The sequence below is a fragment of the uncultured Phascolarctobacterium sp. genome (assembly GCF_958349595.1).
GTDB lineage: Bacteria > Bacillota > Negativicutes > Acidaminococcales > Acidaminococcaceae > Phascolarctobacterium.
Genome location: NZ_CATWDQ010000012.1, coordinates 15,214 through 31,197, shown reverse-complemented (window position 1 = coordinate 31,197; position 15,984 = coordinate 15,214). Strand labels below are relative to the sequence as shown.

The window sequence follows — 15,984 nt, the reverse complement described above, 5'->3', positions numbered from 1 at the left end:
TTGTGAACTTTCAGTAAATTATTTTCCTATTTAATATTACCGCTTATTTTAATTCCGGAGCCAGCAAACCGTAGTTGCCGTCTTTCCGGCGATAAACAACATTCACGCCGCCGAAATCAGGATCGTAGAAAACGAAGAAATCATGATTCAAAAGATTCATTTGCAGGATAGCTTCTTCCGCAGTCATTGGATGCATCGCAAAGGATTTATTTTTGATGATCTTGAATTCGCCGTCATCCTCCACTGCTTCCACCGAAGCAGGAATTGCCGCATCCTGGAAGTTATTGTATTTTTTCTTCATCAGGCGAGTCTTATATTTGTGGATCTGACGTTCGATCTTCTCGATCACAAGGTCGATAGAAGAATACATATCTTTGGTCGTTTCCTGTGCTCTCAGCAGAATGCCGCTGGCCGGTACAGTAATTTCCACAATGTGATTGCCTTTTTCCACTTTCAAAACTGCTGAAATATCACCGACAGTTTTAAACTGTTTCGTTACTTTCGTAATCTTTTTTTCTACATAATCTTTTAAAGCCGGAGTTACATCAATGTTTTTACCACGTACGTTTACGTTCATAATTCATACCTCCTTGAAATCCCCAAGGTGATGGGATCGCAAGCTCTCTGCTTGCTTTAATATAATAATTCGCCGCCTTCTGCAAATCTCCTGCTGATAAAGTAACAAAAAACTCGCATGTCTCAAAAATTTCACATGCGAGTTTACAACTGCTACTAATGTAACACTTGGGGTAATAAAACACACAGTTCACTGAAACGCTACTTATAATATTTTGGATAAAAAGCTGCGTGTGCGCTCTTCCTTAGCATGCAGGAACACCTCTTCCGGCTCGCCCTGCTCTACGATAACACCGCCGTCAACAAAAATCACCCTGTCGCCGACCTCACGGGCAAAGCCCATCTCATGGGTCACTACAGCCATCGTCATGCCTTCTTTAGCCAGGCTTTTCATAACGTCCAATACTTCATTGATCATTTCCGGGTCCAGCGCTGAAGTCGGTTCGTCAAACAATAATGCCTTCGGCTTCATCGCCAAAGCCCTGGCGATCGCCACACGCTGCTGCTGGCCGCCAGAAAGCTGGTCAGGATAAGCGTTTTCCTTGTCGCCCAAACCAACTTTTACCAAAAGCTCCCGTGCTGTCTGTTCAGCCTCGCTGCGGCTGCTGCCGCGCACCTTCATCGGCGCCAGCACCAGATTTTCCAAAACGGTCATATGCGGAAACAGATTGAAACGCTGGAAAACCATGCCTACTTCTTTGCGTATTTCGTTGATATTGGCTTCCCCCGTCAGCGGGATACCGTCAATGACGATACTGCCGCCGGTCGGTTCCTCCAGATAATTGATGCACCGCAGCAGCGTACTTTTACCGCTGCCGGAAGGCCCGATGATCACCACGACCTCACGTTCGGCGATCGTCAGATCGATACCCTTTAAAACCTCCAGACTGCCATAGCTTTTCTGCAGGCCGGTTATTTTGATCATTTCGTTATTCATTTCGTATCATACCTCCGTTCCAGCATTCCTACGAGACGGGCAACCGTAAAAGTCATAATCAGATAAATAACGGCTACAGCCATCCAGATCTCAAAGGAGGCATAAGTACGGGCAATAATCAGCTGTCCACGGCGCGTAAGCTCTTCGAACCCGATAACAGAAACCAGCGAAGAATCCTTCAGCATCGCGATAAACTCGTTGCCCAGAGGCGGAATGATACGCTTGAAGGCCTGCGGCATAATAACATAACGCATAGTCTGCCCCCAGCTCATACCCAAAGAACGCCCGGCTTCCATCTGACCCTTGTCGATCGACTGGATACCGGCGCGGAAAATCTCTGCGATATAAGCACCGCTGTTGATAGAACAGGCTGAAATAGCCGCAAAATAGGGATCAACGCGATGACCAATAATACCGGGCAACGCAAAATAGACCAAAAAGATCTGTACCAAAAGCGGTGTTCCGCGAATAAAATCCACATAACAATTAGCAAAATAACGTACTGGTTTGATACTGGCAAGACGCGCGATACCGACCGTCATACCGATCAAAAGGCCGAAACCTACGCTCAAAGCCGTTATCTCGATCGTAATCCCGGCGCCGGCCAGCAGTAAGGGCAAGGCATCCCAGATCAGGCTGAAATTAATATCCATGCAGTTTGTCTCCCTTTCATTGTCAGCTCTTGAAAACTCAGCAAAGAAAATACGGAGCACACCACCGTCACCGTTGATGTACTCCGCATCCAGATATGACCATATTATTTCTTTACTTCACCAAACCAGGTTTTGTAAATCTTGTCATACTCGCCGTTTTTCTTCAATTCGGCCAGAGCTTTATCGATTTCAGCAGCTAATTTATCATTGCCTTTTTTAACTGCAATGCCGTATTCTTCAGCTTCAAGCACATCGCCTACAGTTTTGGCATCAGCGCTACCGCCCTGTGCCAAATAGTAGCCAACTACCGGACTGTCGTTGATCACAGCGTCAACACCGCCGTTTTTCAATTCCATAGCGGCTTCCGTGTTGGTATTGAATGCCGTTACCTTGGCATCTTTAACGCTTTCTGCCTTAGCAGCGCCAGTAGTACCGATCTGTACGGCGATCCTTTTGCCGACCAGGTCTTCGATACCTTTAATCGTGTCATTGTTTTTCTGTACCATGACTACCAGACCGGATCTGTAATAAGGAGCGGAGAACAAAACTGCCTCCTGACGTTCGGGAGTGATGCTCATGCCGGCAATTACAGTGTCGATATTGCCGGAGCTCAAAGCCGGGATCAAAGCGTCAAAGCCCATATTCATGATCTCAACCTTATAACCCATCTGTTTGCCAATAGCACGGATCAGGTCCATATCGAAACCTGTATATTCTTTAGAACCTTCTTTTTGAAACTCAAACGGCGCAAAAGTAGGTTCCGTACCTACACGCAGAACTTTTGCAGGCTCAGCCTTCTTCGCTTCTTCTTTGCCGCCGCAGCCGGCTACCATCAAGGACAACGCTGCCAGAACAGCCATTGCCAAAAGTAAATATTTTTTCATTTTCCAACCTCCAGAAAAATATCTGGACTGCACCCAACCCACAGCCCTTTATAATTGTTAATTATATAACTAAAAACGGCCTGGCGCAACCTAAAGTTATACGAATATTATTTCTTTTCTTCGCCGAACCAGGTTTTATATAATTTATCATATTCGCCGTTTTGCTTCATTTCCGCCAAAGCTTTATTGATCTCAGCGGCCAGCTTCTCATTGCCTTTTTTGACCGCGATACCATAATCTTCCGAATTCATGACATCGCCGACCACCTTGGCATCAGCACTGCCGCCCTGCTGCAGATAATACTTCAAAACAGGACTGTCGTTGATCACAGCATCAGCGCCGCCGTTTTTCAGCTCCATCGCCGCTGCGGTATTATCATTAAAAGCAGTTACCTGAGCATTTTTAACTTCGCCGGCTTTATTAGCGCCGGTAGTGCCGATCTGCACAGCGATCCGTTTGCCTTCCAGATCATTGAAGCCCTTGATCTTATCATCAGCTTTTTTGACCATGACGATCAGCCCGGAAGTATAGTACGGATCAGAAAACACCACTACTTTTTTACGTTCATCAGTAATACTCATACCGGCAATAGCTACATCGATATTGCCCGAATTCAAAGCCGGGATCAAAGCATCGAAGCCCATGGAAGAAATCTCTACCTTATAACCAAGCTTCGTACCGATCGCGCGGATCAGGTCCATATCAAAGCCTGTAAATTCGTTCGAGCCTTCTTTCTGAAACTCAAACGGTGCAAAAGCCGGTTCAGTACCGACCCGCAATACCTTTGCAGTTTCCGCCTTCTTAGGCGCTTCCTGGGACCCGCCGCAGCCGGCTGTCAGAAGCGCAAGCATTGCCGCTAAGGCCATTACTAAAAATACGATTTTTTTCATTTTTACCCCTCCAAATCAATTCCGCAGCTCTAAAACCGCTTCTATATTTATAATATTTTTTTATTATAGTACTAAATCCGCAGTCAGGCAATAAAAAAATACCGTTATTTTTTTAATAACGGTACAAATTTCACAGACAACTCAGCTGACCTGGTTTTCGCCCCCACACTCGCCTGCTGGAGGGTTCGCTCATAAGCTTTGCAGAGCTCCCCACTACTACCCCTCTCGCCTTTGCGGCAGGACTTACTTCTAAGCTGCGCCGTGCTCACAATACTTTGATTGCTTACGTGGATCGTTTTGCCCGCAACTGGCATCGACTTGCAACCACAGACCTGAGTTGTAGTTATAATTATACATTAAGCAAAAATTTTTGCAAGTATCTTTGCTAATCATCTTTTTCGTAGTATACTATTATCACCATGTAAATGAGGACGGATTGTTTATGATTGCCATACCCCAATTCCTGGATTTCCCCGACGAAGGACAAACCGCGGAAATCTGCGATTTCTTTTTGAAAATGTTAAAACATAAGAATAAGGCGCTTTACATGCACAGTCAGCAGGTCGCCAACTATGCTGCCAGCATTGCCGCCAAGCTGGGCTTGCCCCCGGCCGAAGTTTCCTGTATCAAGACCTCAGCTCTGCTGCATGATATAGGCAGCCTTTCCGTGCCCAACATGATCCTCATGAAAGCACCCTATCTGAGCACCCGCGAAATGTCGATCTACAAACGGCATTGCCAGGCAGGCGCCAGTATGCTGGAAAATATCCAGGGCTTCAGCCATATCATCCCCATTATCCATGCACACCATGAAAAATGGGACGGCACCGGTTATCCCAAGCGGCTCAAAGGCGTAAACATCCCTCTGGGCGCCAGAATCATTTCCGTAGCCGATCATTATGATAAATTCATCAACCCCTGCACCCAGCAGTGGCAGAAAACCCACAGCGAAGCAATCATCGAGCTGCAGAACAAGGCGGGGCTGGATTTTGACCCCAATGTTGTCAAAGCCTTCATGCAGTCAGTCATTCCCAGTAAAGTCACTAAAACAAAAAAATAATTGCATCAACTACTTGCTGTCAGCAACTGGCAGCAAGTTTTTTATTGCCCCGCGCCATAATTTTCGATACTGCCGCAAAACGCCAGACCATAGACCTCGGCAGCCCCGGCCGCCTTCAAAGCTTTGGCCGCCTCCTCCATCGTCGCTCCCGTAGTAAAAATATCATCGACCACAACGACAGTTTTGCCGGCAACATTTTGCGTGACTGCAAAACAGCCCTCTAAATTCAGACGGCGCTCCAGCGGCCGCAAATCATACTGCGGCAGTGTTTCCCGTGTTCTCGCCAAAGCCGGTGTCAGACAGTGGCCGGCGCCAGACTTCTCAAACAATACCAGCGGAATATCAAAGCCTCTCGCTTTTACCCGCTGCCGCGCCGTCGGTATGGGAACGATGATCACCGCCCGCCTGTGTAAAATACCCCGCAGCGTTCCGGGCCAGTCAGCAGCGCTGAACTGGCAATATTCCTCAGCCAGCAGCTCCAGTATCTCCCTGCGGCTGCCAAACTTGACCTTCTGCAAAGCCGTCTTGAGCGCGCCGCTGTACCTGAACAGCATCCCCGCCCCGTCTAAAGCGTCCCGTGCCGGCAACCACAGCGGCTGCCGCAAAGCCGCTCTGCAAACACCGCACAACAATCCCTCTTCGGCGATCTGCCCACAGCCCGCACACTTTCTGGGCCCAAACACCGACAGCAAGACCTTATACCAGTTTTTCAGCAGCCGTATCAGCATGGGGCTATCCAGCACCTTTCCTTATTTCCAGTGATCTTGATTTATAGCAGCTTTAAAAAATATCGCCCTGCTCCTGCAGCCGCTCAGCCAACAGTGAATAACGCTTTCTGGTCCTGTCGTTATCGACCGCAGTCTGCACCGCCGCCCGCGTCCCCACTAAAATGACCTTCTGTCTGGCACGGGTCACCGCAGTATACAGCAAATTACGCTGCAGCATGATATAATGCCCCGGTACCATCAGCAAAATCACCATCGGATACTCGCTGCCCTGCGATTTATGCACGCTCATCGCATAAGCCAGCTGCAATTCGTCAACCTCACTGGCGGTATAAGTAACATACTCGCCATCGGCGCGTTCAGGGTAGTCCACCGTAACATTGCGCCCATTGATATACACGATCCTGCCAATATCGCCGTTAAAAACATCCTTCTCATAATTATTACGGATCTGCATCACCTTATCGCCGGCCCGCAGCACATTCCCCGGTGTATTGACCTCGCTTTTGTCAAGCGCCGGCGGATTGAGACGCTGCTGCAGCAAATGATTAAGGTTCTGGACCCCGCAGGGATTCTTATGCATCGGCGATAAGACCTGCACCGACTGCCAGTCACTCTGCTGCGTCAGTCTGGCATAGACATTGGCCACATATTCCGCCGCGTCAAACTCATTTTCGATCTCCACAAAAGTAAAATCGCTGCCTGTCTCCCACTCGGGCATCTGCCCGCGGTTGATCCTGTGCGCATTGCGCACGATAGGACTGATCTCAGCCTGACGAAAAACATTTTCCAGCCTTACAACAGGCATCTTCTGCGAACGGATAATATCCTTTAAAACAGAACCGGCGCCAACAGACGGCAGCTGATCGACGTCACCGACAAAAATCAGCCGGCACCCGCCCTGAACCGCCTTCAAAAGATGATAAGTAAGCGTAATATCGAGCATCGACGCTTCATCGATAATGATCGCGTCCGCATCCAGCGGATCGCCGTCATTCTTGCCGAAATTAAAACCGCCGCCATTGGGCGTATACTCCAGCAGCCTGTGTACCGTCACCGCCGGATGCCCGGACGAATCGGCCAGTCTTCTGGCGGCACGCCCCGTAGGTGCTGCCAGTAAGATCCTGCAGCCGGCCTTTTCCAAAACTGCCAGTATCCCCTTGATAACAGTAGTTTTACCTGTACCGGGACCGCCCGTAAGCACGAACACACCGTATTTCAAAGAAGCGTGGATAGCCTCTTTCTGCGCCTCAGCCAAAGCGATCCCTGCCTCAGCTTCCCACTGCGCAATGATCTTATCCACATTCACCTTTTCAATCGTCCCCGCCAGATCGCGCAGCTTCAACAGCCGTTTAGCGGTCTGCACCTCTGCCTGATACAAATACTCGGGATAAATCAGCCGTAAGCCGCCGACCTCCTCCGTCCGCAGCCTGTCCTCCGCCAGCAGCTTCTGAAAAACATCGCTGACGATACTGCCTCTCACCTGCAGCAGCCGCACCGTCTCGCGCAGCAGCAGCTCCTCCGGCACACAGGTATGACCTGCCGACGCCGCCTGATTGAGCGCATATTCCAAGCCTGCCTTGATCCGTTCCTCGCAGGCTCCATCCATACCGGTAGCCAGGGCGATCTTATCCGCCGTTCTAAAGCCGATACCTGTGATATCGCTGGCCAGACTGTAAGGGTTCTCCTGAATCCTTTTCAGCGCCGTAGCGCCATACTGAGCCTGCAGCTTCGGCGCATAATTAGCGCTGACGCCGTGCGACTCCAGATAGACCATCAGCTCCCGCATATCCGACAGCTCCGCATACGACATCCCGATAGCATCGGCTTTCTTTTTACCAATGCCGGAAATCTCAGTCAGCCGATGCGGCGACAACGACAAAATATCCAGCGTCTCCGAACCGAAATGCTCCACGATCCGGGCCGCCATCGTTTTACCGATCCCCCGCACCGCGCCCGAAGCCAGAAACCGCTCCACGCCGTCCGTCGTCGAAGGCTTGATCGCCTGACACATCTCAGCCCGGAACTGCCGCCCAAACTTGGCGTGCTCGCCCCAGCTGCCGCTGAGCTCCACCGTCTCTCCCAAAAAGGGCGCCGGCCCCCGGTACACAACGCTCACACGGCCCTCATGCTCGGTCTTCACCCTGAAAACGCTGAACTGGTTATCTTCACTTTGAAAAACTATATTATCAATAACGCCCTGCAATTCCTGCATCATGCCACCACCGTACAAAACAAATGTTCTCGTTTATTATAACACGTTTTCCAATAAAACAAAACTTTTTACCTGTTCTTTTCAACGACGCAGCCCTCAATAAACTTTGACAGCAAGCTATTTTTTAGCTATAATATATTAAGTTGTTTATACTTAAACCAAGATTTTATTTTAAAAATTAAAGCTCGCCTCTGTGAAAGGAGAACTACCTTGAAATCAATCGGAACTCAAATAGCCATAGATATGTATAATTGCAGCGATCTGCTTTTAAGCGACGCCTCCGGTGTGCAGGCAACAGTTCAAAGCGCCGCCGCAGATTTTGCCATGCAGCCGCGTGAAACCTACGTCAACTGCGAAGACGGCATCAACGAATACTCCGTCTTTGCCCATTGCAAACAGGGCCATGTTACCCTGCACCTGTATCCTGATCTGGGCTTTGTCACCATCGACGTTTTTACCTGCTTCAAAGATGCCGATCCTGACGGACTAGCACGTTTCCTGCGTCATTATTTTGATCCTGACAAATCCAAGATCACCTACCTCGAACGCGGTGATTTCGGCAGCGAAAGCGATATGAAACCGCGCCGCAAATCCAATATCAAAACTGTCCGCCGCGCCCGCACTATCGGCAACAAGCTCTCCAAGCTCATAATGAAACCACGTTCAATGTAATAAAAGCTGCCTTAAGGCAGCTTTTTTCTTTCCCTCTGTTCCTAACGCCAATTCTCTGTTAAAATAGTAACTAAGCATATCAATGATTATTATGGAGCAAACTATGAAATATATTTTCTGGGACATCGACGGAACGCTTTTAAAAACAGGACTGGCCGGCGTAGACGCTGTACGCGACGCCATCAAGCTGCGTTTCGGCATCGAAAACTTTCAATTCTCGCATATGTTGGGCGGCGCCACAGACTCGCACATCTTCAAGCAGGTCATCCGCGACATCAAAGGCAGCTGCAACGCCGCCGATGCCGCCGGGCTCATGATCCTCTATCACCGGCTGCTGCCGCAATACCTGCCCACACATCAAGGCAGCCTGATGCCCAACGTCCAAAAAACACTGCAATACTTTGCCGACCATGAAACCGGCTATAAAACCTGCCTGCTGACAGGCAATACCATGATGGGCGCCTTTACCAAGCTGCGCCACTACGGCATCGACCAATATTTTGACAGCCGCTGCAGCGCCTGCGGCGAACTGAGCGAAGACCGCTGCGAACTGGCACGGACAGCCTGGCAACGGCTCTACCTGCTCGACCCTGCCGTAACGCCAGACGACATCATCATCATCGGCGATACCCCCAACGATATTCGCTGCGCCCAGGCCATCAACGCCCGCAGCCTGATCGTGCTGGCCGGCTCCACCCACAGTGAAGCCGAACTGGCAGCCTGCCGGCCCTGGCGGCTCATAGACAGACTGCCCGATGACCCGCAGGAGCTTGTGGCCCTGCTTGACGAAAACTGATACTTTACTTTGAGGAGAACACCATGAAAAATATTTTTTACGGCGCTGTGCTGGCCCTGCTGCTTATTGCAGCACCAGTTTCGGCCTACAACAGCTACGATCTTGATACCCTGCTCAGCAGCGGCAGCTGCCCCTACGGCGACCTTTCCGGAGCGGAACTGAGCAATCTGGACCTGACAGGCGCCAACCTGACAGGCAGCAATCTGACCGGGGCCCGACTGGTCAAAACCAAACTGGACGGAGCGCTTCTGGACAAAGCCGTCCTGACCAAAACAGTCCTGACCAACGCCCAACTCGACAACGCCAGCTTTAAAGCAGCGCAGCTCAACTATACCAACTTGAGCGGCAGCAGCCTGAAAAAGGCCGACTTTACCCAGGCCAACGCCTTCAGAGCCAAAATAGCCAACTGCGACCTGCAATTTGCCGTGTTTTACCTGGCCAACCTTCAGGAAGCAACACTGGACAGCAGCAACTGCCTGGAAGCCGATTTTACACAGACTAACCTGGCCTATGCCTGGCTTTATAACACCAATCTGCACGGCGCTGTTTTAAATAACGCCAATCTTTTTAACGCCAAAATGAACAACGCCAACCTGAGCGATGCTGATCTGACAGGCGCTACCCTGAGCCAGGCCCTGCTGCAGAACGCCAACCTCAATAACGCGACCCTTGACAAAGCACTCCTCAATGAAACCGATTTTAAAGGCGCCAGCCTGAACTTTACCGATTTCGGCACCGCCTTCAAAAACGAAGCTATTTTTGAATAGAAAAAGAACAGGCAGACAAGATCTTTTGATCTTATCTGCCTGTTCTTCCTTTTTCCGGCGGCGCATCTTTCAACTATCACTGTTTTATAAGCCACCAACAAACGCCTAAAATTACTGCCAGTAAACCACTGCCTAAAATGTTCGCTGCCAAAATATGGACACCCATGATGTACGCCTCCTTTCCAAAATATATGACTGCATTATAAAAGTATTAAATTTTATCTAATATCTAAATAATACCTAAACCTTTTCTTTAATTTTATTATGTTCTTTTTTCATAAATTTAGCGATTGACAATATTTAAATTATCACTAAGTAAATTAGCTGTTTTGCTTTCTTTATTAACACAACTTAAACAATGAATAAAATTGAATGTGCATTTTTCTCAGTAACTCTTGCAAGTAAGAAACTGCATTGCTGTATTCTTGGACAAATAAGAAAAACACAGACCGAAATGGTCTGTGTTTTTCTTTGCTCTATAATATTGCTCTTATTCGCAACATCATTGCTATTCCTGATCACTTGTAAAACAATTCCCGTTCGCCGATAGCTCCTGTTACAGGATTCAGCTTCAACACAGCGCGGTAACCCGCCATATCAAAAGCAGCCTTATAATAGGTATTCAATCCGTCTTTCACTGTTCTAATTTCAAGATCGACAGCCTCAGGATATTCCTGCAAAACAATTTTCCCGATATCCTCTACTGTTTTAGACATCATCGTACTGCCAATGATATTACTGCTCTGCGCTTTCAGTTTTTCCAGCCTCAGGGTAGACGTATTAAATGACAAATCATAATAAGTCATCGTTGCCTCGTCCACATATACCAGCAGCGTCGTTTCCCCCTCCTCTTCCAGGCTGACTATCTCAGCCTCTGATGGTAATACCTGCTCCGCTGCCTTTAACATTACTTTTACATCCGCAAAATCATTGGCTGCCCCAACGACATTACAAAAAGCCATTACCGCCAGTGCCATCATTATTACAAAGATTTTTTTCATAACTGCGATTTCCTTTCCTCTGATTAACTCAGAACGTCCAGCGTACGCCGGCGTTGATTTGCCATTTCTTTTGGATATCAGCGCCAAAGCTGCGTTCAATATCGCCATAAAAATGACTGTTATTGCTTAATTTGACATTGCCCCCAAGTCCAAGCTCAAACCAGGTATCGCCGTAATCACGGCTATCGCTCAAAATCTCACCGTTAGCAGCCCGCATATAAATATCACGGTCACCACCGAACTCATGCAGCAAATTTGCTTTCAAATAAATATCGTTACCATCAGACATTTTTTGTCCTGCAACTATGCCCAAGCGGCCGATATAACTGTTGACACCGCTTAAATAAACATTATTGCCGCGGTCAGTCGTATAGCTGCTGCTGCCTAGACGGCCCATGATAAACTGCACCTGCGGCTCAATAAAGGTACCGTGTGCTTCACTCAATTCTATTGTTTTACCGTATTCCACACTCAGGCTATAAGCATGGTTCTTACTATTGGCCTTATCGGGATAATCGCCGTACGAATTTATGTCCGTATCAAATTGCCCTACTCGTGCGACCACATCGGTATAATTGCCCTGCCCGCCCTGCCAAGTACCATACAAGCTGCCGGCCCACAGCTTATCCTTGCCGCTGCCGAAGCTGTAGTCAGCATGGCCGGTGCCACTTTCCACGGCAAAGCCATAGGTGCTTTTAGCATTATCCGCCTTGTCATAGCCCAGCTGATACATATTGTAGCTGCCGTCAAAACCGCTGCTGCCAAATTTGCCGCCTGTATAACGGGCCCAAATGCCATCGCCATCGTTCTTATTGGCTCTATAGCGCAGTTCGCCCAAGCGTTTACGCAGCGTATCGTTACTGTTACGCCACAAGGCATAGCTATTGTCCGCTGCATTCAGCAAAACACCGGTATCATTATTGACAGCCTTTGCTATCTTCGTCAGATACCATTGCTCCTCTGTGCCCTGCGTTCCATCATTCAGCGTCACCTTCAAGCCGTTTTCAATAGTCGGCGTCACATCCCACAAGCCGCCGGCATTCAGTTTTTTACCTACAAAAGCGGCATTTTTACTGGCATCAGTAATCAACAGTAAATTCTTATTCCCAGTAACCACACTGCCATTAGTAAGGCTGGCATCCTTCACCTGTACATAAGTCGTTCCAGCAGCGGCGTTAGTAATAACCACTTTGTCACCGTCTGCTTCGCTGGCCAGATCAGTATACAGTATAAAGTTACCGCCGGTACCGCTGTAATCGCCAATACTGAGCTCAGTAGCAGACATCCCGCCAAAAGTCATATCTATCGTTGCATCGCTGCTAAGCTCGACCTTACCGACTCTACTGGGCAGCATATTTGACAATCGCCAAGCAGACGCATTAGATAACTTCAGCGCAGTATTACTGCTTCCATTGGAAAGAATATAACCTTCCAACACAGAATCAGACCTGTCCAAAGTAAGATTCAGATTACCGTTGGACGCACTGATGCCGCCTTTAATAACGACCTGCTTCCCGCCGGACTGGTTTATATTCACCGTACCATTTTCCATTACAGCAATAACAGCTTTATTTAAATGCTCCTCACGGATACTATTTGCATTAATAAACACCGCACCATTAAAATCAATTTTCCCTTGATTCCATGCGTTAACCGCAAAACTCGCACTGTCAGTTACAAAATCAATATCTGCCCGACCATTGATTTGCACAACAGAATTTGCACCATCTACTAGTAAACCTGCTTGGGCATACGCTCCGCTTACTGCAAGCTGCAGATCACCATCAGCTTTCAGCGTGCCTCCAGAAGATACAAAAATGCCATAGTTGCTGCCGCTGTCACCACTTGTTTTAACGATCAAAGAATTTTCAAATAACGCATTTCCCCCACCGCTGACTTGAATACCACGATTCGTAGTACCACCAACAGTTTCAATAACAACCTTATCTTTAGCGTGAATGCTGCTGCCGGTACCAGTAGTATAGATTCCATAAACACCGCTCTTAGTCGCACTGCCATAAATATCCACAGCGTGGTCAAAATTGACAGCGCCGCCATTCATACTGGTCACAACATATAACCATCGGCAAAACTATATGTAGCATTGCCATCTACAGAATTCCCTTCTAAATACGCTGCTTCGACAGCGGGGAGCGTTGGCATCCCCCCCAGATATACACACGACATGGTCAGCAAAGATACGAATACTTTTTTACTCAAATCCTTTTTTTCATCATTTTCGTCCTCCCTATTCTGTGGCACCGTCTAAACTAGGGCCGGTTCTTTTAAAAATTCCACCTGGCGCCAACATTCCACTGCCAGTCTTTTTTGAAATCACTGCCCCTGCTGCGTTCCACATCAAAATAGATGTGATTGTTTTTGCCTGTCTGCAGCGCGGCGCCGATACCATACTCGAACCAGGTATCACTGAAGCTGTCGCTTACTGTCACAGCACCGCTGCTGTCTTGCATAGCTACTTCGTAACCACCGCCAAACTCATGCAGCAGATTTGCTTTAGCGTAAACAACGCCCTTGCTGCCAACTGCTTTACCGATATTGAATCCAATACGACCTACAGCGCTCTTAATACCGCTTTGGCTTACTTCGATCCCGTTGCTGGCGGTGTAGTTATCGCCGCCCAGATAGCCCAAAGTAAACTGTGCCTGCGGCTCAATATACCAGCCGTTATCAAAATCATTTTTCCTGCCGTACTCGGCGCTCAGCGCCACGCCGGTATTATTGAAATCACCGGTTATCTTGTTGCTGTTACTGTCATACACAGCAAAATCATTATCCATATTGCTGATTTTAAAAACAAAGTCCAGATAGTGGCCTTTGCTGCCGATCTCAGTATTATAGAAGCTGATCGCCTTGCTGCTGTTATCACCGCTGCCGCTGCTGTAGCCGCTGCTGCCGTCGGTATAGCTTAAAGCAAAGCCCTGATAGCGTTTGACGCTGTCAGTATATTTAGTCAGTTCATCATAGCCAAGCTGATATGTTGTATACTTATTGGAAAAATCAAACTGACCCTCGCGGCCGATCTTGCTGCCCTGCACACGGAACCAGGCTCCTTTTTCCTGCTCACCGTTATAGCGCAATTCACCCATACGTTTCAGCAGCTTGTCGTTTTCCGTCCGCCAGGTATGGTAGTTAAGTGCATTTGCCGACAAAATCGTATCAATGCTGGTCGTCGGTTTTAAATCAGGGCTATCTGGATCTTCCTTTACGATTTCAAAACCGTCCAGCTTCCATTCCGTCATACCTGTACCCAACGCCTCTTCTTTCAAGTTATAGCGCACATAAAATAAAGTCTGTTCTCTGTCATTAGCTGCAAATTTAATGGCATCTGGTGCAGTTGCAAGCAGCAGCCCCTTCCCTGCATCAGCAGCGATCTGATCCATCGTCACTTCATTAACATCGATAATATCAAGCCTGTGCTTGCCTACATCAGTAGTAGCTTCGATATAGACCTTGTCACTCTGCATATTTACTACGTCCGTCTCCAGACGGAACATACCGCCACTGCCATTTAAACTGCCAATGGTCAAGTTATCATATTTAGAAGCAGTTTTTGTCATATCCACAATACCGTTATCATGCAGATTCAAATTCAAACCTTTATTATGGATCTCAATGCCGCAGCCAGGATACCACACTGCACCATTGGCCAGTTCGACATTGATAGCTTTACCACTTGCATTCAGCTGTGCATCGCCTTCCCACCAAGACTGTGCATTATTTAACACCACATTGATAACACCATCAGACGTAGAAACAAAATGTCCCTTGATCTGCACCGTCTTGTTCTTATTCTGGTTGACATTGATAATACCGCCACTAATACTGTTAAGGGCAGTTGCTGTACGCGAACCAGTACCGGCTGAATAATTCCCAACGCTGATCTTAGTATCACCGTTAAAATCAGCCTGACCGCCTGAAATATTAATACCTTTATGCTGTGAACCGCCGGTCAGTAAAATCTCAGTATCACCAAATTCCCCTTTATTGCCGCTGCCTGAAAAATCTATCCCGGTAATATACTGCCCGGCAGAATTGATAGTGATCGTTGTTTTTCCCTTTACCATAACAGAAGAATCGTTCCCTAATAATTTGATACCATACCCCGGATTGCTGCCTTGCTGCGTGCTGTTGTTCTGCAGATTTAAAGTAAGGTTTTTTTCAAAAACAGCGCTGCTGCTGTTTATCTGCGTACCATATAACGCATTATTACCATTATTGGTACCAGTTACCGTAACGTCATCTTTAAAAGCACCTTTAGACCCGCCCTTTAATTGCACAGCATTCACACCATTACCCTCGATATCGATATTAACTTTGCCGGTAAAAGTTATATCACTGGCATCATCAATACTATCCATACTTCCAGGCTTGGTATACTTGGTTCCACCATCGATCACAACACCATAAGCAGTACCACCAGCCTGCAGATTAAGCTTCCAGTCACCATTTATTACGCCTACAGCCCTGATAAAACTCTCTGAATTACCCCAACCAGTAGAAACCGATTCCGTACTTGAAAACTTCATCCCGGTAATACCACTAGCGCCATTACCATTGATCGTATATACACCGCTGCCAGTCATTGGGATATTTAAATTCTCTCCATAAACACGCAGCGCCGTATTATTAGACCCGCTGCCTTTAAAATTAAACACATCGCCGCCACTTAAGCTATCGCCAACGGTAATGACCTTTCCAACAGTATTATCCGGATCATTCTCAGCCGCTGCGACAGTAGCAAGCGCAGATATCCCCCCCCAGATATACACACGACATTGTCAGCAAAG

Annotated in this window: 14 protein-coding genes; 4 read left to right on the top strand and 10 right to left on the bottom strand. The window is 47.8% G+C overall.

Annotation, left to right across the window (positions count from 1 at the left end):
• Nucleotides 1-43: 43 nt before the first annotated feature.
• From raiA to Q4G98_RS09095, 5 genes are all read right to left on the bottom strand, one after another.
• Nucleotides 44-577 (bottom strand): ribosome-associated translation inhibitor RaiA, encoded by a 534-nt coding sequence (gene raiA, locus Q4G98_RS09115; protein WP_177561214.1) that lies wholly within the window; start codon nucleotides 575-577, stop codon nucleotides 44-46.
• Nucleotides 578-781: 204 nt separating this feature from the next.
• Nucleotides 782-1,501 carry an ATP-binding cassette domain-containing protein gene (locus Q4G98_RS09110; protein ID WP_177561267.1) on the bottom strand — a complete coding sequence of 240 codons (720 nt, stop codon included), beginning with the start codon at nucleotides 1,499-1,501 and terminating at the stop codon, nucleotides 782-784.
• Between the two features lie 8 nt (nucleotides 1,502-1,509).
• Complete coding sequence (locus Q4G98_RS09105) at nucleotides 1,510-2,166, bottom strand: amino acid ABC transporter permease (protein WP_177561213.1); 657 nt, start codon at nucleotides 2,164-2,166, stop codon at nucleotides 1,510-1,512.
• A 104-nt stretch (nucleotides 2,167-2,270) separates the two neighbouring features.
• Nucleotides 2,271-3,050, bottom strand: coding sequence for a basic amino acid ABC transporter substrate-binding protein (locus Q4G98_RS09100; RefSeq protein ID WP_177561212.1), 780 nt, complete (start codon nucleotides 3,048-3,050; stop codon nucleotides 2,271-2,273).
• Between the two features lie 107 nt (nucleotides 3,051-3,157).
• A complete protein-coding gene (locus Q4G98_RS09095; RefSeq protein ID WP_293663482.1) occupies nucleotides 3,158-3,940 on the bottom strand; it encodes a basic amino acid ABC transporter substrate-binding protein in 783 nt (260 codons plus the stop codon).
• 442 nt (nucleotides 3,941-4,382) lie between these two features.
• Here Q4G98_RS09095 and Q4G98_RS09090 point away from each other — a divergent pair, with 442 nt between their 5' ends.
• Nucleotides 4,383-5,000: an HD-GYP domain-containing protein gene (locus tag Q4G98_RS09090; RefSeq protein ID WP_293548686.1), complete on the top strand. Its 618-nt coding sequence runs from the start codon at nucleotides 4,383-4,385 to the stop codon at nucleotides 4,998-5,000.
• Between the two features lie 41 nt (nucleotides 5,001-5,041).
• On the opposite strand, the gene Q4G98_RS09085 is transcribed toward Q4G98_RS09090, so the two are convergent.
• Nucleotides 5,042-5,728 (bottom strand): ComF family protein, encoded by a 687-nt coding sequence (locus Q4G98_RS09085; protein WP_298564524.1) that lies wholly within the window; start codon nucleotides 5,726-5,728, stop codon nucleotides 5,042-5,044.
• Between the two features lie 52 nt (nucleotides 5,729-5,780).
• Nucleotides 5,781-7,940, bottom strand: a complete 2,160-nt coding sequence (locus Q4G98_RS09080; RefSeq protein WP_366916992.1) for an ATP-dependent RecD-like DNA helicase — start codon at nucleotides 7,938-7,940, stop codon at nucleotides 5,781-5,783.
• 210 nt (nucleotides 7,941-8,150) lie between these two features.
• On the opposite strand from Q4G98_RS09080, the gene Q4G98_RS09075 reads away from it, so the two are divergent.
• From Q4G98_RS09075 to Q4G98_RS09065, 3 genes are all read left to right on the top strand, one after another.
• On the top strand, nucleotides 8,151-8,612 hold the full coding sequence (locus Q4G98_RS09075) for an S-adenosylmethionine decarboxylase family protein (RefSeq protein ID WP_177561208.1): 462 nt from the start codon (nucleotides 8,151-8,153) through the stop codon (nucleotides 8,610-8,612).
• A gap of 91 nt (nucleotides 8,613-8,703) precedes the next feature.
• Entirely contained in the window at nucleotides 8,704-9,408 is a 705-nt protein-coding gene (locus Q4G98_RS09070) for an HAD family hydrolase (RefSeq protein ID WP_298564521.1), read from the top strand.
• A 23-nt stretch (nucleotides 9,409-9,431) separates the two neighbouring features.
• Nucleotides 9,432-10,175, top strand: coding sequence for a pentapeptide repeat-containing protein (locus tag Q4G98_RS09065; RefSeq protein ID WP_298564519.1), 744 nt, complete (start codon nucleotides 9,432-9,434; stop codon nucleotides 10,173-10,175).
• 518 nt (nucleotides 10,176-10,693) lie between these two features.
• Here the strand turns inward: Q4G98_RS09065 and Q4G98_RS09060 are convergent.
• The 3 genes from Q4G98_RS09060 to Q4G98_RS09050 form a co-directional block, all read right to left on the bottom strand.
• A complete protein-coding gene (locus Q4G98_RS09060; protein WP_298564518.1) occupies nucleotides 10,694-11,176 on the bottom strand; it encodes a hypothetical protein in 483 nt (160 codons plus the stop codon).
• Between the two features lie 28 nt (nucleotides 11,177-11,204).
• Nucleotides 11,205-13,238: an autotransporter outer membrane beta-barrel domain-containing protein gene (locus Q4G98_RS09055; protein ID WP_298564577.1), complete on the bottom strand. Its 2,034-nt coding sequence runs from the start codon at nucleotides 13,236-13,238 to the stop codon at nucleotides 11,205-11,207.
• A gap of 223 nt (nucleotides 13,239-13,461) precedes the next feature.
• Nucleotides 13,462-15,966 (bottom strand): autotransporter outer membrane beta-barrel domain-containing protein, encoded by a 2,505-nt coding sequence (locus tag Q4G98_RS09050; RefSeq protein ID WP_301961936.1) that lies wholly within the window; start codon nucleotides 15,964-15,966, stop codon nucleotides 13,462-13,464.
• Nucleotides 15,967-15,984 lie beyond the last annotated feature (18 nt).